The organism is Streptomyces sp. NPDC005494 (genome assembly GCF_042872025.1).
GTDB lineage: Bacteria > Actinomycetota > Actinomycetes > Streptomycetales > Streptomycetaceae > Streptomyces.
In genome coordinates this window covers 42388-61527 of the sequence record NZ_JBIAJR010000015.1, presented here as the reverse complement: position 1 = coordinate 61527, position 19140 = coordinate 42388, and the positions used below count along the sequence as shown (strand labels likewise).

Genomic DNA, 19140 nt, shown 5'->3' with positions numbered 1-19140 from the left:
GGCGGCCGGTCGCGCGGGCTTCCGTGCCGGAGGTCCGCGTTTCGGCGCTCCGGCCCGTCGTCCGCGCACCGGCCGGGCCGGAGTTTTCCCGCGTTCCGGTGCGCCGGCCGTGGTCAAGCGCTTCGCCCGCATCCCGGTGGGCCGCCGCTCGTGCCCGTCCTGCCCACCCGGGTCCTGGTCAACCCACCCGGATCCTGGTCCACCCACCCGAATCCCGGTTCACTCGTATCGACGTATTTCACTCGTACGAGTGGCCGGGATATCCACATCGCCAAGGTTGTCCACCAAGATCCAAAAGATCCGGCGGGGCGCGTCAGAGTCGGTGCCGGAGGTGGTGCCGACATGAACGCACGGGGGGCACTCGGGCGGTACGGCGAGGATCTGGCGGCGCGGCTGCTGACCGAAGCCGGGATGACCGTCCTGGAGCGCAACTGGCGCTGTCGCGCAGGAGAGATCGACATCGTCGCCAGGGACGGCGACGCGGTGGTCGTCTGCGAGGTGAAGGCCCGGAGGGCGGGCTTCTTCGAACATCCGATGGAGGCCGTCACACCGGCCAAGGCCGACCGGCTGCGCAGGCTCGCCGAGATCTGGCTCTCCCGGCACGGCGGTCCTCCGCCGGGCGGGGTCCGGATCGATCTGGTCGGTGTGATCCTGCCCAGGCGGGGCGCCCCGGTCGCCGAGCACGTGCGGGGCGTGGCCTGATGGGGTTCGCGCGGGCGTGCTCGGTGGCGCTGGTCGGCGTCGAGGGTGTGGTGGTGGAGGTCCAGGCCGATCTGGAACCGGGCGTCGCGGCGTTCACGCTCGTCGGCCTCCCGGACAAGAGCCTGGTGGAGAGCCGGGACCGGGTGAGGGCGGCGGTCGTCAATTCCGGCGCGGAGTGGCCGCAGAAGAAGCTCACCGTGGGCCTGTCGCCCGCATCCGTTCCCAAAGGCGGATCGGGCTTCGACCTCGCGGTGGCGTGTGCGGTGCTCGGCGCCGCGGAGCGGATCGACCCCGCGGCCATCGCCGACGTGGTGATGATCGGAGAGCTGGGGCTGGACGGCCGGGTGCGCCCGGTGCGCGGGGTGCTGCCCGCGGTGCTCGCGGCGGCGGAGGCGGGCTACCGCCACGTCGTGGTTCCCGAGCAGACGGCGGGGGAGGCGGGCCTGGTCCCGGGTGTCTCGGTGCTCGGCGTGCGCAGTCTGCGCCAGCTGATCGCCGTCCTCGGCGACGAACCGGTGCCCGACGAGCCCGTCGCCGACCGGAACCGTCCCGACACGATGCTGAGCGGCCTGATGGTGCCGGGAGCGGGTATCGGCACGGGCCTGGCCCCGCACGCGGCCGACGGTACGGGACGTCCCCCCGACCTGTCGGACGTCGCCGGCCAGGGCCGGGCGCGCAAGGCGCTGGAGGTGGCCGCGGCGGGCGGGCACCATCTGCTGCTCTCCGGGCCGCCCGGCGCCGGGAAGACCATGCTGGCCGAGCGGCTCACGGCGATCCTGCCGCCGCTCACCCGGCAGGAATCCCTCGAAGTGACGGCGGTGCACTCGGTCGCGGGCATCCTCCCCCCGGGTGAACCACTGATCGGCAGAGCGCCGTACTGCGCACCGCACCACTCGGCGACGATGCAGTCACTCGTCGGCGGGGGGCACGGCCTGCCGCGGCCGGGTGCGGTGAGCCTGGCGCACCGGGGCGTGCTCTTCCTGGACGAGGCCCCCGAGTTCTCCGTGCGGGCCCTCGACGCGCTGCGTCAGCCCCTGGAGTCCGGGCACGTGGTGGTCGCGCGAGCGGCCGGGGTCGTGCGGCTGCCCGCGCGGTTCCTCATGGTCCTGGCCGCGAATCCCTGCCCCTGCGGCAGGCACACCCTGGCGGGAGCGGGCTGTGAGTGCCCGCCCTCCCTGGTGCGCCGCTACCAGTCGCGCCTGTCGGGCCCCCTGCTCGACCGGGTCGATCTGCGGGTGGAGGTCGAGCCGGTCGGCCGGGCGGACCTGATGGGGGGCGGCGGGCGCGGGGAGTCCTCGGCCACCGTCGCCGCCCGGGTGGCGGAGGCCAGGGAGCGGGCCGCCGCGCGGCTCACGGGCACGCCCTGGTCGACCAACAGCGAAGTGCCGGGACACGAGCTGCGGACGAGGCTGGTCGCGGCGCCCGGTGCGCTCATGGCCGCCGAGCGGGACATGGAGCGGGGCATCCTCACGGCCCGGGGGCTCGACCGCGTCCTGCGGGTGGCCTGGACCGTGGCCGATCTGAGGGCCGCCGAGCGGCCGGACGCCTCGGACATCGCGGTGGCCCTGGAGCTGCGCACCGGCATCCAGCGCGGGGTGCCGATGCGGGCCGGTGCCTCATGAGCGGCGCGCCCGCCGTCGACGAGCGGGAGCGGCTGGCGCGAGCCGCCCTGACCCGGGTCTTCGAGCCCGGGGACGAGCGCGGCGGGCGCTGGCTCCGCGAGGTCGGCGCCGTCGAGCTGGTGCGCAGGCTCATCGGCACGGACGACGGATCGGCGAAGGCGCTCGCAGGGATGACGGAGACCCGGCTCGCCGGTTACCGCTTACGGGCGTCGGACGTCGATCCCCGCAAGGACCTCGCCGACACGGCTGCGATCGGGGGACGGTTCGTCTGCCCCGGCGACCTGGAGTGGCCGAGCCAGCTCGACGACCTGGGAGACGCGCGCCCCATCGGACTCTGGGTCCGCGGCAGATGCGATCTGCGCCTGTGGGCGCTGCGTTCCGTGGCGCTCGTCGGCGCCCGGGCCTGCACACCCTACGGGGCGCACATGGCGGCGACCCTCGGTGCCGGACTGGCCGAGCTGGGCTGGGTGGTCGTCTCCGGCGCGGCGTTCGGTGTGGACGGTGCCGCCCACCGGGGGGCGCTCGCCGCCGGCGGGGCGACCATGGCCGTACTCGCCTGCGGAGTGGACGTGGCCTATCCCCGCGGCCACGCCGAGCTGATCGGGCGAATCGCGGAGCAGGGCCTGGTCCTGGGGGAACTCCCGCCCTCCGGTCATCCCACCCGCAGCAGATTCATCCTCCGCAACAGGGTGATCGCCGCACTGACCAGGGGGACCGTCGTCGTGGAGGCCGAATACCGCAGCGGTTCGCTGGTCACCGCGAGGAACGCCCAGCAGCTGGGCCGATTCACGATGGGGGTGCCCGGCCCCGCGACCAGCGGTCTGTCGTCCGGGGTGCATGAACTCCTGCGCGGCGAGGGCGTCCTGGTGACCGACGCCGCCGAGATCGTCGAACTCGTGGGGGAGATGGGTGACCTCGCCCCGGTCCGGCGTGGGCCCGTCCTGCCCAGGGACCACCTCGACGCCGTCTGCGCCCGGGTGCTGGACGCCGTGCCGGGCAGGGGCGCCATGGACGGCCGCGGCATCGCCCGGAGCGCCGGGACGTCGACCGACGAAGCGCTCGGGCACCTGTACGAACTTCACTCACTGGGGTTCGTCGAACGCCAAGGCGACGGATGGAGGTTGACGTCCGGACGGACATGCAATGGCGACGCGCGGCGAGGCGTTACTTGACCCGGAGCATTCGGGTGAAAAGGTGATGCCGATGACCTCGGCAGTACCTCTACAGGCCCCTGGGGCCGGTGCGCGCGGTGACGGTCGCGCCGTCGGACCGTGTCCGGCGGCGGGGGAAATGGAACGCAATCGCACCGCACGGTTCCCTTGTCCTGCGCGCACCGCAACACCTCAGTCACGCTACGCTCACAAGGAATCCGCCCCAGAGACACGTCCCCAGCACGTCACGGCAGAACGGCTCAAGGCACCACATGCCCCAGCACACCTCCGGGTCTGACCGCGCGGCAGTACCACCGGCTGCGCGTGGCACTGTGCGCCCTCCCGCCCCCTCCTCGCTCGACGAGTTGTGGCGTTCGTACAAGACCACCGGCGACGAGCGGCTGCGGGAGCAGCTGATCCTGCACTACTCGCCCCTGGTGAAGTACGTCGCCGGGCGGGTCAGCGTCGGGCTGCCGTCCAACGTGGAACAGGCGGACTTCGTGTCCTCCGGAGTGTTCGGGCTGATCGACGCGATCGAGAAGTTCGACATCGAACGCGCCATCAAGTTCGAGACGTACGCGATCACCAGGATCCGCGGCGCGATGATCGACGAACTCCGGGCCCTGGACTGGATTCCCAGGTCCGTGCGGCAGAAGGCGCGCAACGTCGAGCGCGCCTACGCCACGCTCGAAGCCCAGTTGCGCCGTACGCCGTCGGAGTCCGAGGTCGCGGCGGAGATGGGCATCGCCCTGGAGGAACTGCACGCGGTTTTCAGCCAGTTGTCGCTCGCCAACGTGGTGGCCCTGGAGGAGCTGCTGCACGTGGGCGGCGAGGGCGGCGACCGGCTGAGCCTGATGGACACCCTGGAGGACACCGCGGCGGACGACCCGGTCGAGGTCGCCGAGGACCGCGAGCTCAGACGGTTGCTCGCCCGCGCCATCAACACGCTCCCCGAGCGGGAGAAGACCGTGGTCACCCTGTACTACTACGAAGGCCTCACCCTGGCCGAGATCGGCAACGTCCTCGGAGTCACGGAGAGCAGGGTCAGCCAGATCCACACCAAGTCGGTGCTCCAGCTCCGCGCGAAGCTGGCCGACGCCGGCCGCTGAGCCGGAGCCGCTTCGGCCACCCCGTGGCGGACGCGCACCCCCCTTCGGGCGGGCCCCGCCGTAGAGTGGACGGGTGCCCAGGATTCGAGCGGCCTCCGTGGCCGAGCACCGGACCATGCAGCGCGGCGCCCTCCTGGACGCCGCGCGCTCCCTGCTGTCCGAGGGCGGTACGGAGGCGCTGACCTTCCCCGCCCTCGCCGAGCGCACCGGCCTCGCCAGGTCCTCCGTCTACGAGTACTTCCGCTCCCGGGCCGCCGTGGTCGAGGAACTCTGCGCCGTCGACTTCCCCGTCTGGGCGGCCGAGGTCGAGAACGCCATGGAGCGCGCCGCCACACCCGAGGCGAAGATCGAGGCCTATGTGCGCCGGCAGCTCGACCTGGTCGGCGACCGCCGGCACCGGGCCGTCGTGGCGATCTCCGCGAGCGAGCTGGACGCGGGCGCGCGCGAGAAGATCCGTGCCGCGCACGGCGGCCTGATCGCCATGATCGTCGAGGCGCTGGCCGACCTGGGCCACACCGAGCCGAGGCTCGCCGCCATGCTGCTGCAGGGTTCCGTGGACGCCGCGGTGCGCAGGATCGAGCTGGGCGCGGCGGAGGAGCCCGGCATCGTGGCCGACACGGCCGTGGCCATGATCCTGCGCGGCGTACGCGGCTGAGCGGTCGACCTCTCCGGCTCCGGCGACGTACCCCCCGCCTCCGGCAACGGCACCCCCAGCACCGGCAGCAGCCTGGAAGGACCCCGCCACAGCTGTGAGGGCGGGAGCATCGTCAGCGGGTCCAGGTAGACGTCGCCCCGGCGCAGCCCCCAGTGCAGACAGCCGGAGGCGCAGTGGGACGGCTCAGGGCCCGCCACCCCCACCAGCTGTCCCGCGGTCACCGTCTCGCCCCTGGCGACCCGCGCCCGCACCGGCTCGTACGTGAAGCGCAGCGGGGGGTCGCCGCTCCCGGCCACGTCGATCGAAAGCACCCCGCGCCCCGCCACCTGACCCGCGAAGACGACTCGGCCCGCCGCAGCCGCCCGCACCGGGGTGCCCGGTGGGGCGGCGAGATCCACGCCGCGATGGCCCGGCCCGAAGGGCCCCGCGGGCGGCTCCCAGCCCCGCACGACCAGCGGCCGGCCCGCGAGCGGCCAGACACGGTCACCGCCGGGCCCCCGTGTCCCGGCACCGGCCCTGGGCCCCGAGACGGCGTCCCGGACGGTGGGTTCCCGGGCGGTGGACTCCCGGGCCGTGGGCTCCCGGGACGCGGTCCCCGCGGTGGGCTCCGGGGCCCCTGGCCCGTGGGCGGCCCGTACCGCGGGCGACGCCAGTAGCAAGGTCAGCAGTGAGGCCAGCAGCACGGTCGGCAGCGCCGCGGCCACGGCGCGCGAGAGCGGCACCGACGGCAGGGCGATGCGAAAGACCGGGGGCCAGGACCGCCGTGTTCCAGGTGTACGGGGCATGGCGTCACGATCTCCCGGCCGCCCTTCCCGTGGGGATCATGGTCCGGATCTGTGGACAGCCGGCCGCTTGTGGACATCGCCGTCACCCGGCACCCGGCGGGTCCCGTACACTTCTTCTGGCGATCCGGGTCACCGGGTCGACTTCGCACGCCCCTCCACCTCCCTCTCTGCGGACGGTGGCCGCGCCTCTCGGTCCCTCGTGGCACGGCGCGTCGGGGCGTCAGGCGCGACAGCAATCCTGCGGTCGCGACAACCGAGTACCTCAAGGAGTACGGCCATGGCCGTCGTCACGATGCGGGAGCTGCTGGAAAGCGGCGTCCACTTCGGTCACCAGACCCGTCGCTGGAACCCGAAGATGAAGCGCTTCATCTTCACCGAGCGCAACGGCATCTACATCATCGACCTGCTCCAGTCGCTGTCGTACATCGACCGCGCCTACGAGTTCGTCAAGGAGACCGTCGCCCACGGCGGCTCCATCATGTTCGTGGGTACGAAGAAGCAGGCCCAGGAGGCCATCGCCGAGCAGGCGACGCGCGTCGGCATGCCGTACGTCAACCAGCGTTGGCTCGGTGGCATGCTCACCAACTTCTCCACCGTCTACAAGCGCCTTCAGCGTCTGAAGGAGCTCGAGCTCATCGACTTCGAGGACGTGGCCGCCTCCGGCCTCACCAAGAAGGAGCTCCTGGTCCTCTCCCGCGAGAAGGCCAAGCTGGAGAAGACCCTCGGTGGTATCCGCGAGATGCAGAAGGTGCCGAGCGCCGTCTGGATCGTCGACACCAAGAAGGAGCACATCGCCGTCGGTGAGGCGCGCAAGCTCCACATCCCGGTCGTCGCGATCCTCGACACCAACTGCGACCCCGACGAGGTCGACTACAAGATCCCGGGCAACGACGACGCGATCCGCTCCGTCACCCTGCTCACCCGCGTGATCGCCGACGCCGTCGCCGAGGGCCTCATCGCCCGTTCCGGTGCCGCCACCGGTGACTCGAAGCCGGGCGAGAAGGCCGCCGGCGAGCCCCTCGCCGAGTGGGAGCGCGACCTGCTCGCGGGCGAGAAGAAGGACGACGCGGAGGTCCAGTCCTCCGCCGAGACCGAGAAGGCCGCCGACGCCGAGCCGGCCGCCGCCGCCGAGGAGCAGGCCGAGGCCCCCGCCGCCGCCGAGGCGCCCGCCGCCGAGGCTCCGGCCGCCGACGGCGAGCAGGCCTGACACCCGTCAGTCACGGCTGAATGACGGCGGGGGCCGGTGCGCAGGCACCGCCCCCGCCGTTCACCCGTAGATCTTTCAGACTTCGAGAGAGAAACAGACTCATGGCGAACTACACCGCCGCTGACGTCAAGAAGCTCCGCGAGCTCACCGGCGCCGGCATGATGGACTGCAAGAAGGCGCTCGACGAGGCCGACGGCAACGTCGACGGCGCGGTCGAGGCCCTCCGTATCAAGGGCCAGAAGGGCGTCGCCAAGCGCGAGGGCCGTTCGGCCGAGAACGGCGCCGTCGTCTCCCTCGTCTCCGAGGACAAGACGTCCGGCGTGCTGGTCGAGCTGAAGTGCGAGACGGACTTCGTCGCCAAGGGTGACAAGTTCCAGGCCGTCGCCAACGCGCTGGCCGCGCACGTCGCCGCGACCTCCCCGGCCGACATCGAGGCGCTGCTCGCCTCGGAGATCGAGCCCGGCAAGACCGTCCAGGCGTACGTGGACGAGGCCAACGCCAACCTCGGCGAGAAGATCGTCCTGGACCGCTTCGCGCAGTTCACGGGTGCCTTCGTCTCCGTGTACATGCACCGCACGATGCCCGACCTGCCGCCGCAGATCGGTGTCATGGTCGAGCTGGACAAGGCCGACGCCGAGCTGGCCAAGGGCCTCGCGCAGCACATCGCCGCCTTCGCCCCGAAGTACCTGTCCCGCGAGGACGTCCCCGCCGAGGTCGTCGAGGCCGAGCGCCGCGTCGCCGAGGAGACCACGCGTGCCGAGGGCAAGCCCGAGGCCGCGCTCCCGAAGATCGTCGAGGGTCGCGTCAACGGCTTCTTCAAGGAGGCCACCCTCCTCGGTCAGCCGTACGCGCTGGACAACAAGAAGTCGGTCCAGAAGGTCCTGGACGAGGCCGGTGTCAGCCTGAAGCGCTTCGCGCGTATCAAGGTCGGCATCTGAGTCCGTCCGCGAACAACGGTGGACCCCGATAGGGTCTGGTGCAGTCGTCGGCCGCACCCAGCCGGACGACCGCAGATCTGACGAGGAGGCCATTGCCGCTCAGGGACGACAGCCCCATCGGCAATGGCCTTCTTCGTATGTGCACGAGGAGAATCTCCATGAACAAGGGCGCGGACGCCACACACGGTGACCACAAGCGCGACGACGGCAAGATTTCCGGACGCTTCATGCTGAAGCTGTCCGGCGAGGCCTTCGCCGGTGGGGGAGGCCTCGGTGTCGACCCCGACGTCGTGCACGCCATCGCCCGCGAGATCGCCGCGGTCGTGCGCGACGGCGCGGAGATCGCGATCGTCATCGGCGGCGGCAACTTCTTCCGTGGCGCCGAGCTCCAGCAGCGCGGCATGGACCGGGCGCGGTCCGACTACATGGGCATGCTCGGCACGGTCATGAACTGCCTGGCGCTGCAGGACTTCCTGGAGAAGGAAGGCATCGACTCACGCGTCCAGACCGCCATCACCATGGGCCAGGTCGCTGAGCCGTACATCCCGCTCCGTGCCGTGCGGCACCTGGAGAAGGGACGCGTCGTGATCTTCGGCGCCGGCATGGGCATGCCGTACTTCTCCACCGACACGACCGCCGCCCAGCGCGCCCTGGAGATCGACGCCCAGGCGCTGCTGATGGGGAAGAACGGGGTGGACGGCGTCTACGACTCCGACCCCAAGACCAACCCGGACGCGGTGAAGTTCGACGCCCTGGAGTACGGCGAGGTGATCGCCCGCGACCTCAAGGTCGCCGACGCCACCGCCATCACGCTGTGCCGCGACAACCAGCTCCCGATCCTCGTCTTCGAGCTGACCGCGGAGGGCAATATCGCCCGCGCGGTCAAGGGTGAGAAGATCGGCACGCTGGTGAGCGACGAGAGCACCCGGGCCTGACGGCCCAGAAGATGGACAACGGCCTGCCGGTCGGACACCGTGCAGGTGAGGACGCGACGCAGCATCCGCAGGACCCGACGATGCCGGGTCCGCTCAAGACACGCAGGAGCACGTGGTGATCGAAGAAATCCTCCTCGAGGCCGAGGAGAAGATGGAGAAGGCCGTCGTGGTCGCGAAAGAAGACTTCGCCGCCATCCGTACCGGCCGTGCGCACCCGGCGATGTTCAACAAGATCGTCGCGGACTACTACGGCGCGCTGACCCCGATCAACCAGCTGGCCTCGTTCTCGGTCCCCGAGCCGCGGATGGCTGTGGTGACCCCGTTCGACAAGAGCGCGCTGCGCAACATCGAGCAGGCGATCCGTGACTCCGACCTCGGCGTCAACCCGAGCAACGACGGCAACATCATCCGTGTGACGTTCCCCGAGCTCACGCAGGACCGCCGCAAGGAGTACATCAAGGTCGCCAAGACCAAGGCCGAGGACTCCAAGATCTCGATCCGCTCCATCCGCCGCAAGGCCAAGGAGTCGCTCGACAAGCTCGTCAAGGACAAGGAGTCCGGCGAGGACGAGGTCCGCCGCGCGGAGAAGGAGCTCGACGACACCACCGCGAAGTACGTCGCGCAGGTGGACGAGCTGCTCAAGCACAAGGAAGCCGAGCTGCTCGAAGTCTGATGAACGACTCCTCCTGGGGCGCCCCGCAGGGAGCCGGTTACTGGGGCGCGCCCGAGATGGGGGCCGCTCCGGCGGGTCCTGCATACGATGTGCACGGCGCCCAGCAGACTCGGCCCATGCCCATCGTGCCGGACGTTCCCGACGCAGGTAGAGACGCTGACGACCGCGACGACCGGAACGGGGACGCCGCGCGCGTCAGCGGCCCCCTGTTCCGTGACGAGAAGCCGCAGGAGCCCATGTCCACCCCGCTGCCGCCCCCCACGCCGCCCAAGAAGCGTGCGGGGCGTGACCTGCGTGCGGCCATAGGGGTGGGCCTGGGTCTCGGTGCGCTCGTCGCCGGCTCCCTCTTCGTCGTGAAAGCCGTCTTCGTCGGTGTGGTCGCGCTGGCCGTGGTCGTCGGGGTGTGGGAGCTCACGTCCCGCCTCAAGGAGCGCAAGGGCATCAACGTCCCCTTGGTGCCGCTCGCCGTGGGTGGCGCCGCGATGGTGGTCGCCGGATACGTACGGGAGGCCGAGGGCGCCTGGGTCGCCATGGCCCTCACCGCCCTCGCCGTGCTGGTGTGGCGGATGACGGAGCCTCCCGAGGGCTACCTCAAGGACGTCACGGCGGGTGTATTCGCCGTCTTCTACGTCCCGTTCCTGGCCACCTTCGTCAGCATGATGCTCACCGCGGACGACGGTGCGTGGCGGGTGCTGACCTTCCTGCTGCTGACCGTGGTCAGCGACACCGGCGCGTACGCCGTCGGGTGGCGCTTCGGTACGCACAAGCTGGCGCCGCGCATCAGCCCCGGAAAGACCCGTGAGGGCCTGCTCGGCGCGGTCGGCTTCGCGATGGTGGCCGGTGCCCTGTGCATGGAGTTCCTGATCGACGGCGGAAGCTGGTGGCAGGGGCTGCTGATGGGCCTCGCTGTCGCCGCCAGCGCGACCCTGGGGGACCTGGGCGAGTCCATGATCAAGCGAGACCTCGGGATCAAGGACATGGGCACCCTGCTGCCCGGCCACGGCGGCATCATGGACCGGCTGGACTCGCTGCTGCCGAGCGCGCCGGTGGTGTGGCTGCTGCTGGTGCTGTTCGTCGGGGCCGGCTGAGACGACGCCGGGAGCATTCCGTGTGGGGCCGTCGCCGGGAGCGACGGCCCCACACGCGTTCACGGGCCGAGCGGGGTGGAGCAACACCACGGAGCGGCGGTCGGCCCTGCTGATGCGGGACGACGAGGACGACGGCGTGCCCCGAACCGCACCACGGTGGACTTGGCGCGCGGTACCGGTCGTCCGGCTTCCGTAGCGTGGCCGCGACCCGCCGGGCGCCGTCGCCGGCATTCAGACGGGTGGCCCGATCCGGGCCGCGGCGATGTCAGCGAGTCGTCGTGCCGTGTCGAGGTGGGGGGTGAGGCGGGTCTTGGTCATCGCGAAGGAGAGGCCGGTCGCCGGGTCGGCACAGACATAGCTGCCGCCTCCACCGATCCAGCCGAACGTGGTGGACGCTTCGTCCGGCGGAGCGCCCACGCGGCCCAGTGGACAGCCCAGGGCCATTCGCACGTGGTTGCCGAAGACCTGGTCGGTGCCCTCGAAGGCCACCGTCGTCAGCTCCGCGAGCTGGTCCGGGCCGATGAGCCGGCCGTCGAGTACCGCCGCGTTCATCGCGGCGACTCCCCGCGCGGTGAAGGTGCCGACCGAGGGGATGTCCGCCATCAGGATCGTTTCGCTGTTGCCGAGCGCCGCGCTCGGCCGCATCTCCCACGGCGCGAGAACGGCGTCGCCCACGGGTTCGCCGGCAGTCAGGGGCGTCGCGTCCTCGAGTCGCGCCAGGCGGGCCAGGTCGGTGCGAGGTACAGCGAAATACAGTTCATCCTCGAGGCCCAGGGGTACGCCGACCCACTCGCGAAGAAGCCGGTGCATCGGTCTGCCGGTGGCCCGGCGCGCGATCTCGCCGACCAGGAAGCCGAAGGTGAACGAGTGGTACCCGGTCCTCGTCCCGGGCCGCCACCGCGGCTCCGCCCCGGCGATCGCCTCGCAGACCCGCGGCCGGTCGGCGAGATCGGCGGGGCCGATGTGCCGTGGCATGGCCGGCACACCCACCGAATGGGTCAGTACGTGCCGAAGGGTCGCGGTCTCCTTGCCATGGGCACCGAACTCCGGCCACAGGTCGGCCACAGGTGTGTCGTATCCGACCACGCCGTTCCTGACGAGCAGGTGAGCGATCAGCGACGTCATGACCTTGCCCGCGGAGAAGCTGAAGAACGGGGTCCGAGAGGTCACCGTGCGCCCGCTCCGGGCGTCGGCGACGCCCGCCACCGCGTCCGCGACGAGAGCGCCTCGGTGGTGAACGGCGACCTGCAGGCCGGTTTCGGCTCCCGTGCCGACGACGTCGTCGAGAACGCCCTGGATCTCGTACTGCAGCGAGGGCATGATCGTCACCGGGCGGACCATGTGTAGCGGGTCTCGCTGGACGTCGGCAACTTGCCGAAGGCGAATCCGACGGCCGGCTCGACCCGGTAGAGCCTGACGGTGCCGACGAGGACAGCTTCGCCCAGCCCGGACCAGACACCCTCAGGGCTGGTCAGATGTGCACCGTACTTCCGCTCCAGGTCCGCGACGGCCTGCTCGCGCTCGGGGCGCCCGTCCACCGTGGACGCGACGCCCTCGATGACGACGTCCACCCCCGTCAGAGCGTTCGTGCCGGTCGTCAGCACGCAGCGGGGATTGCGCTCCAGATTGCGCGCCTTGCGCTCCTGGCCGCCCGTGGTGAAGCACATCCCGCCCAGGCTCCAGGCCGCCAGCAGCGGTGTCACGTGCGGTCGCCCGTCAGGCCGCACCGTGGACAGCCAGAACACCTCCGCCGCGGCGATGACGGCCGACGCCGCCGCCCATGGCGTCGCTCGCGCGCCCGGGGACGAGAAAGGCCCCAGCCGTACGTCTGGCTCGTTGTCCGACATGTCGCTCCCTGTGCGGCCGCTTCTCGGAATGCAGTAACGCCCTACAGGTGATGACCCGAGTTCGCGGGGAAATTCATCGGCGCCCGCGCACCTCGACCCGTGGGCGTACCGGGCGGACGGGGGAGGATCTCCGGACGCCCGTGGTCACAGCACGCCGAGGTCCCGGTCCGGCCGGCAGTACGGGCAGGCCGGGATGCCGTCCTCCGTCAGGGCGCGCAGGGCCTGTTCGCGCGTCATCGGCCGTGTGCTCCCCCCGCCCATACCGCAGTCGCCCGTGTGCACCGCGTCGGACCGGCCACCCGCACCCACGCGCAGCACGGAGAGCTTCCAGGAGGGCGGAGGCGGTGGCGCGGTGCGCGCGGCCCGGGCCGCCGCGGCCTCGCGCTTCTCCAGGTCGGCGATGGTCCGATCGGTTCGGCCGAGCTGATACGCCTGCCACTCGCGCACGATCCGCAGGCGATCCAGACGGGAAAGGTTTTCGGACACGTATTCGATTCTAGAGGGCTGCGGGTCTGCGTGCGCACCTCCCGTGCGCCGTGCGATCGGTCACGGCCCGAGCGCCGCCCGGGGGCGTATCCGGGCCGTCGGAGGGGTCCGACGTCGAGCGACGGCCGCCGACGGCTACCGGGCGAGGCGGCCCCTGCCCCTTCCGGGCAGGCGAAGGTTTCTGTGACCTCGGCGTGTCTGTAACACTGGATGAACCATGCCTAAGCCCGGAGAACTCACTTTCGTCGCGCCCCGCGGAGCCAAGAAGCCCCCGCGGCACCTCGCCGACCTCACGCCCGACGAGCGCAAGGAGGCAGTCGCCGCGACCGGCGAGAAGCCCTTCCGCGCCAAGCAGCTGTCGCAGCACTACTTCACCCGCTACGCCCACGACCCGGCCGAGTGGACCAACATCCCCGCCGCGTCACGGGACAAGCTCGCCGAGGCGATGTTCCCCGACCTGATGTCGGTCGTGCGCCACATCAGCTGCGACGACGACACCACCCGTAAGACGCTCTGGAAGCTGCACGACGGCACGCTCGTCGAGTCCGTGCTCATGCGCTATCCGGACCGGGTGACCATGTGCATCTCGTCCCAGGCGGGCTGCGGCATGAACTGCCCGTTCTGCGCGACGGGGCAGGCGGGTCTCGACCGCAACCTGTCGACCGCCGAGATCGTGCACCAGATCGTGGACGGCATGCGGGCCCTGCGTGACGGCGAGGTCCCGGGCGGGCCCGCCCGGCTGTCCAACATCGTCTTCATGGGCATGGGCGAGCCGCTGGCCAACTACAAGCGCGTCGTCGGGGCGATCCGACGGCTGACGGATCCGGAGCCCGACGGGCTGGGGCTCTCGCAGCGCGGGATCACGGTCTCCACCGTGGGCCTCGTTCCGGCCATGCTCCGCTTCGCCGACGAGGGCTTCAAGTGCCGCCTCGCGGTCTCGCTGCACGCCCCGGACGACGAGCTGCGCGACACCCTCGTGCCCGTCAACACCCGCTGGAAGGTCCGGGAGGTCCTGGACGCGGCGTGGGAGTACGCGGAGAAGTCGGGCCGCCGCATCTCCATCGAGTACGCGCTGATCCGCGACATCAACGACCAGGCGTGGCGGGGCGACCTGCTGGGCCGGCTGCTCAAGGGCAAGCGGGTGCACGTCAACCTCATCCCGCTGAACCCGACCCCGGGATCGAAGTGGACCGCCTCGCGCCCCGAGGACGAGAAGGCGTTCGTCGAGGCCATCGCGCGCCACGGCGTGCCCGTCACCGTCCGCGACACCCGCGGCCAGGAGATCGACGGCGCCTGCGGCCAGCTGGCGGCCTCGGAGCGCTGAGGGCGGTCCGGACGGGCCGCCCTGCGGGCCCCTCGGTGCGCGGTCCGTCCGGCCGGGCGGCCGGTACGGCAAGATCCGGCCGGTGTAGCCTGGTCCGGAAATCAACTTCATATTCCGACAGGGGAGCGCCACAGCGCTGAGAGTGCGGCACCGGAACAGGTCGGCCGCAGACCCTCTGAACCTCGCCCGGGTCATTCCGGGTAGGAAGTTCGGACCTTACTCAAGCTGTTGCGCCCTGCCCGCTCACCGAGCGGGCGGGGCCGCGTCTCTTCCTGGTCACTTCCAGGAGGAATCACATGAACACCACCACGAAGTACGCCGCGACGGCACTCGCCGCCGCGCTCGGCGTCTCCGTGCTCGCGGGCTGCGGCGGCGACGCCGAGTCCGGCGCCGCGGGGTCGTCGAAGGGCTCCAAGACCGTCACCCTGGTCAGCCACGACTCGTTCAACGCCTCGGACGCCGTCCTGAAGGCGTTCACGAAGGAGACCGGCTACACGGTCAAGGTGCTCAAGAGCGGTGACGCCGGAGCCGCACTGAACCAGGAGATCCTGACCAAGGGATCCCCCAGGGGCGACGTGTTCTTCGGCGCCGACAACACGCTGCTCTCCCGCGCCCTGGACAACGGCCTGTTCACGCCGTACGAGGCGAAGGGCCTCGACCGCGTCGCGTCCGCCGCCCAGCTCGACGCGGACAAGCACCGGGTCACGCCCGTGGACACCGGCGACATCTGCGTGAACTACGACAAGAAGTACTTCGCCGACAAGAAGCTCGACCCGCCGAACTCCTTCGACGACCTTCTGAAGCCGGAGTACAAGAACCTCCTCGTCACCGAGAACGCCGCGACCTCCTCCCCGGGCCTCGGCTTCCTCCTCGGCACCGTGGGCACCTACGGCGAGACCGGCTACCAGGACTACTGGAAGAAGCTGAAGAGCAACGGCGTCAAGGTCGTCGACGGCTGGGAGCAGGCGTACAACGAGGAGTTCTCCGGTTCGGCCGGCGGCAAGAAGGCCAAGGCGGACCGGCCCCTCGTCGTGTCGTACGCCTCCAGCCCGCCGGTCGAGGTGCTGTACGCCGACCCGCAGCCGACCGATGCCCCGACCGGTGTCGCCACCGGCACCTGCTTCCGCCAGATCGAGTTCGCCGGGCTGCTGGACGGCGCGAAGAACGAGGCGGGCGGCAAGGCGCTGCTGGACTTCCTGATCAGCAAGCAGTTCCAGGAGGACATGCCCCTCAACATGTTCGTGAACCCGGTGGTGAAGGACGCGAAGCTGCCGGAGCTCTTCACGAAGTTCGGTGCGACCGTCGACCAGCCGGCGACCGTGGCACCGGAGAAGATCGCCAAGAACCGTGAGCAGTGGGTCCAGTCGTGGTCCTCGCTCGTCGTGAAGTAGTCGCGCGGCCCTCCTGGAGGGGGAACGCGGTGCGGCTCGGGCTGATGGCCCTGCCCGTCGCGTTCTTCGGGCTGTTCTTCGCCTACCCGGTCGTCGCGATCGTCGGCCGGGGGCTGAGGGCGGACGGCGTCTGGCAGTTCGGCCGGATCGGCACGGTGCTGAGCCGGCCGGACATCCTGGACGTCCTCTGGTTCACCACCTGGCAGGCGTTCGCCTCGACCGCCCTCACCCTGCTGATCGCACTGCCGAGCGCCTATGTCTTCGCCCGGCTCGACTTCCCGGGCAAACAGCTGCTGCGCGCCGTGGTGACCGTGCCGTTCGTGCTGCCGACCGTCGTCGTCGGTACGGCGTTCCTGGCCCTGCTGGGACGCGGCGGGTTCCTCGACGAGCTCTGGGGCGTCCGGCTCGACACGACGGTGTGGGCGATCCTGCTCGCCCACGTGTTCTTCAACTACGCCGTCGTCGTACGCACCGTCGGCGGCCTGTGGTCGCAGCTCGACCCCCGCCAGGAGGAGGCGGCCCGGGTCCTCGGCGCCGGGCGGTTCGCGGCCTGGCGGCGGGTGACGCTGCCCGCGCTGGCCCCCGCCGTGGCCGGTGCCGCGGTGATGGTCTTCCTGTTCACGTTCACCTCCTTCGGCGTCGTCCAGATCCTCGGCGGCCCGGCGTACTCCACGCTGGAGGTGGAGATCTACCGCCAGACCGCGCAGCTGCTGGACCTGCCGACGGCCGCCGTGCTGACGCTGGTGCAGTTCGCGGCGGTCGCCGGCATCCTCGCCGTACACGCCTGGACCGTGCGGCGGCGGGAGACGGCGCTGAGGCTCGTCGACCCCGCCCAGACCTCCCGGCCGCCCCGCGGCGCGGGGCAGCGGGCGCTGCTCGGAGGCGTACTGCTGACCGTGCTTCTCCTCGTCGTGCTGCCCCTCGGTGTACTCGTCGAACGCTCCCTGGACACCTCCGGGGGCTACGGCTTCGGCTTCTACCGCGCGCTGGGATCGGCCGACGCCGGCGGCTCCACCTTCCTGGTGCCACCGATCGAAGCCATCGGGAACTCCCTGCGCTACGCCCTGGTCGCGACGCTCATCGCCCTCCTGATCGGCGGACTCGCCGCGGCGGCCCTCACGCGACGCGCGGGCCGGCTCGTGCGGGGCTTCGACGCGCTCCTGATGCTCCCGCTCGGCGTCTCGGCGGTCACCGTCGGCTTCGGCTTCCTCATCACGCTCGACGAGCCGCCGTTCGACCTGCGTACGTCTTGGATCCTCGTCCCGCTCGCACAGGCCCTGGTGGGCGTGCCCTTCGTCGTGCGGACCATGCTGCCCGTCCTGCGCGCGGTCGACGAACGGCTGCGGGAGGCCGCCTCGGTGCTCGGCGCCTCGCCGCTGCGGGCCTGGCGCGAGGTGGACCTGCCGCTGATGCGCCGCGCGCTCCTGGTGGCGGCGGGCTTCGCCTTCGCCGTGTCGCTCGGGGAGTTCGGGGCGACCGTCTTCATCGCCCGCCCCGACAACCCGACGCTCCCGGTCGCCGTGGCCAGGCTGCTCGGCCGCTCCGGGGAGCTCAACTACGGCCAGGCGATGGCCCTCAGCACGATTCTGATGCTCGTCTGCGCGGTGTCGTTGCTCCTGCTCGAACGTATCCGCACCGACCGATCCGGGGAGTTCTAGAGATGCTGGCAGTGGAGTCGGCCACGGTCCGGTTCGGCGGGCGGACCGCGCTCGACGCGGTCGACCTGGAGGTCGCGGACCACGAGATCGTCTGTGTCCTGGGGCCGAGCGGCAGCGGCAAGTCGACGTTGCTGCGGGCCGTCGCCGGGCTGCAGCACCTGGACAGCGGGAGGGTCCTCCTCGACGGCGTCGACCAGGCCCCGCTGCCCGTGCACCGGCGCGGGCTCGGGCTGATGTTCCAGGACCACCAGCTGTTCCCGCACCGGGACGTCGGCGCCAACGTCGCCTTCGGCCTGCGGATGCACGGCGTCCCCCGCGCCGAGCGCGACCGCAGGGCCGGCCAGCTCCTCGACCTCGTGGGCCTGCCAGGGGCGGGCCGGCGGGCCGTCGCCGCCCTGTCCGGCGGTGAACAGCAGCGGGTGGCGCTCGCACGCGCGCTCGCGCCGCGCCCGAAGCTGCTGATGCTGGACGAACCGCTCGGCCAGCTGGACCGGAGCCTGCGCGAACGGCTCGTCGTCGAACTGCGCTCCCTCTTCGGCCGGCTGGGCACGACGGTGCTCGCCGTCACCCACGACCAGGGAGAGGCCTTCGCGCTGGCCGACCGGGTCGTCGTCATGAGGGACGGCCGCATCGCCCAGGCGGGCACCCCCCTGGAGGTCTGGCAGCGCCCCGCGTCGGCCTTCGTCGCCCGCTTCCTCGGCTTCGACAACGTGGTGGCGGCGACGGTGACGGGCACGGCCGCCGACACCCCCTGGGGCAAGGTGCCGGTACCCGAGGGCTCGCCCCAGGGGGAGCGCGAGCTGCTCGTGCGGCCCGGCGGTGTGCGGCTCGGCGGCCCGAAGGACGGACTCCGCTGCACGGTGGGCGTCCGCACCTTCCGCGGCCACCATGTCGCCGTCACCCTGCACCCCGGCGACGGGCCTCCCCTGGAGGCGGAGTGCGCCCTGCGCGACACCCCGGAGGAGGGGACGGTCGTGGGCGTGACCTTCGACCCGGCCGAGACGGTGGTCCTGCCGCCGGCCTGAACGACGTCCCCGCCCGGGCTGCCACGGCCCGCGTCCCCGCCCGGAGCCCGGTCCTCCGGACGGGGACGCCGGAGAGGAACAGGGACATGGCTGGTTCACCCAGCGAGGGCATCGACATCACCCGCGTCTTCGCGGCGCCGAGAGACCGGGTCTTCGCCGCCCGGACGGTCCCCGAGGACTTCGCCGCCTGGTACGGGGGCGACGCGGACGTCCCGCTCGACCCGGTCACCATGGACGTCACGCCGGGCGGCGCATGGAGTCCGGTGATCGTGATGCCGGGCGCGGGAGATGCCCTTCCACGGCGTCTGCCGTGAGGTGACCGCACCCGAACGGCTCGTCCTCACGCTGAAGGACGGGAGCGCGCCCGAGGACATCGAGGGCGAGACCGTCACGGTCACCCTCACGAGCGGAGCGGAAGTCCACCGAGATGGTCTTCCGCCGGCGCGGCGGCAATCTCACGCCCGAGCAGTACGCGGCCGCCGAGGACGGCTGGGAGGCCTTCTTCGACGCCCTCGACGCACTGCTCGCCTCCCGCTGAGCCCTC

At 71.4% G+C, this 19140-nt stretch carries 17 protein-coding genes, 2 pseudogenes and 1 riboswitch; of the genes and pseudogenes, 15 read left to right on the top strand and 4 right to left on the bottom strand.

The genetic code is table 11. The annotated features are described in order from the left end of the window. Positions 1–342: 342 nt before the first annotated feature. The 5 genes from ACFYQ6_RS32560 to ACFYQ6_RS32540 all read left to right on the top strand — a co-directional run bounded on the left by ACFYQ6_RS32560 (position 343) and on the right by ACFYQ6_RS32540 (position 5239). Positions 343–702, top strand: a complete 360-nt coding sequence (locus ACFYQ6_RS32560; RefSeq protein WP_361583617.1) for a YraN family protein — start codon at positions 343–345, stop codon at positions 700–702. Next, positions 702–2324, top strand: a complete 1623-nt coding sequence (locus tag ACFYQ6_RS32555; RefSeq protein WP_361583620.1) for a YifB family Mg chelatase-like AAA ATPase — start codon at positions 702–704, stop codon at positions 2322–2324. The genes ACFYQ6_RS32560 and ACFYQ6_RS32555 overlap by 1 nt, the downstream gene beginning before the upstream one ends. Beyond that, entirely contained in the window at positions 2321–3496 is a 1176-nt protein-coding gene (gene dprA / locus ACFYQ6_RS32550) for a DNA-processing protein DprA (protein ID WP_361583623.1), read from the top strand. The genes ACFYQ6_RS32555 and dprA overlap by 4 nt, the downstream gene beginning before the upstream one ends. A 251-nt stretch (positions 3497–3747) precedes the next feature. Further along, a complete protein-coding gene (gene whiG / locus ACFYQ6_RS32545) occupies positions 3748–4584 on the top strand; it encodes an RNA polymerase sigma factor WhiG (protein ID WP_361583626.1) in 837 nt (278 codons plus the stop codon). 97 nt (positions 4585–4681) lie between these two features. Continuing rightward, positions 4682–5239: a TetR/AcrR family transcriptional regulator gene (locus ACFYQ6_RS32540; RefSeq protein WP_388766491.1), complete on the top strand. Its 558-nt coding sequence runs from the start codon at positions 4682–4684 to the stop codon at positions 5237–5239. A gap of 176 nt (positions 5240–5415) precedes the next feature. Here ACFYQ6_RS32540 and ACFYQ6_RS32535 read toward each other — a convergent pair. Beyond that, positions 5416–6024 (bottom strand): annotated as a pseudogene (locus ACFYQ6_RS32535) (murein hydrolase activator EnvC family protein); the annotation flags it as partial. A gap of 277 nt (positions 6025–6301) precedes the next feature. Between ACFYQ6_RS32535 and rpsB the strand changes: the two are divergent. The 5 genes from rpsB to ACFYQ6_RS32510 all read left to right on the top strand — a co-directional run bounded on the left by rpsB (position 6302) and on the right by ACFYQ6_RS32510 (position 10865). Further along, on the top strand, positions 6302–7231 hold the full coding sequence (rpsB, locus tag ACFYQ6_RS32530; protein ID WP_361583629.1) for a 30S ribosomal protein S2: 930 nt from the start codon (positions 6302–6304) through the stop codon (positions 7229–7231). 101 nt (positions 7232–7332) lie between these two features. Continuing rightward, entirely contained in the window at positions 7333–8169 is an 837-nt protein-coding gene (tsf, locus tag ACFYQ6_RS32525; protein ID WP_361583632.1) for a translation elongation factor Ts, read from the top strand. A gap of 158 nt (positions 8170–8327) precedes the next feature. After that, positions 8328–9104, top strand: coding sequence for a UMP kinase (gene pyrH, locus ACFYQ6_RS32520; protein ID WP_356745967.1), 777 nt, complete (start codon positions 8328–8330; stop codon positions 9102–9104). A 115-nt stretch (positions 9105–9219) separates the two neighbouring features. Beyond that, entirely contained in the window at positions 9220–9777 is a 558-nt protein-coding gene (gene frr / locus ACFYQ6_RS32515) for a ribosome recycling factor (protein WP_203182718.1), read from the top strand. Beyond that, positions 9777–10865, top strand: coding sequence for a phosphatidate cytidylyltransferase (locus tag ACFYQ6_RS32510; protein ID WP_361583636.1), 1089 nt, complete (start codon positions 9777–9779; stop codon positions 10863–10865). Before frr ends, ACFYQ6_RS32510 begins: the two co-directional genes overlap by 1 nt. A gap of 231 nt (positions 10866–11096) precedes the next feature. On the opposite strand, the gene ACFYQ6_RS32505 is transcribed toward ACFYQ6_RS32510, so the two are convergent. The 3 genes from ACFYQ6_RS32505 to ACFYQ6_RS32495 form a co-directional block, all read right to left on the bottom strand. Then, positions 11097–12185 (bottom strand): serine hydrolase domain-containing protein, encoded by a 1089-nt coding sequence (locus ACFYQ6_RS32505; protein ID WP_388766489.1) that lies wholly within the window; start codon positions 12183–12185, stop codon positions 11097–11099. Positions 12186–12190: 5 nt separating this feature from the next. Next, positions 12191–12712 (bottom strand): pyridoxamine 5'-phosphate oxidase family protein, encoded by a 522-nt coding sequence (locus ACFYQ6_RS32500; RefSeq protein WP_388766442.1) that lies wholly within the window; start codon positions 12710–12712, stop codon positions 12191–12193. Between the two features lie 144 nt (positions 12713–12856). Then, positions 12857–13198 carry a DUF6233 domain-containing protein gene (locus tag ACFYQ6_RS32495; protein ID WP_388766440.1) on the bottom strand — a complete coding sequence of 114 codons (342 nt, stop codon included), beginning with the start codon at positions 13196–13198 and terminating at the stop codon, positions 12857–12859. A 217-nt stretch (positions 13199–13415) separates the two neighbouring features. On the opposite strand from ACFYQ6_RS32495, the gene rlmN reads away from it, so the two are divergent. From rlmN to ACFYQ6_RS32470, 5 genes and pseudogenes are all read left to right on the top strand, one after another. Next, a complete protein-coding gene (gene rlmN, locus ACFYQ6_RS32490; protein WP_145810792.1) occupies positions 13416–14522 on the top strand; it encodes a 23S rRNA (adenine(2503)-C(2))-methyltransferase RlmN in 1107 nt (368 codons plus the stop codon). Between the two features lie 109 nt (positions 14523–14631). Beyond that, positions 14632–14747: riboswitch (TPP riboswitch) on the top strand. Positions 14748–14818: 71 nt separating this feature from the next. Then, positions 14819–15913, top strand: a complete 1095-nt coding sequence (locus ACFYQ6_RS32485) for a thiamine ABC transporter substrate binding subunit (protein ID WP_388766438.1) — start codon at positions 14819–14821, stop codon at positions 15911–15913. Between the two features lie 44 nt (positions 15914–15957). Continuing rightward, on the top strand, positions 15958–17571 hold the full coding sequence (locus ACFYQ6_RS32480; protein WP_388766487.1) for an ABC transporter permease: 1614 nt from the start codon (positions 15958–15960) through the stop codon (positions 17569–17571). Positions 17572–17573: 2 nt separating this feature from the next. Continuing rightward, positions 17574–18596, top strand: coding sequence for an ABC transporter ATP-binding protein (locus ACFYQ6_RS32475; RefSeq protein WP_388766436.1), 1023 nt, complete (start codon positions 17574–17576; stop codon positions 18594–18596). An 86-nt stretch (positions 18597–18682) separates the two neighbouring features. Beyond that, a pseudogene (locus tag ACFYQ6_RS32470) lies at positions 18683–19134 on the top strand (SRPBCC domain-containing protein). Positions 19135–19140 lie beyond the last annotated feature (6 nt).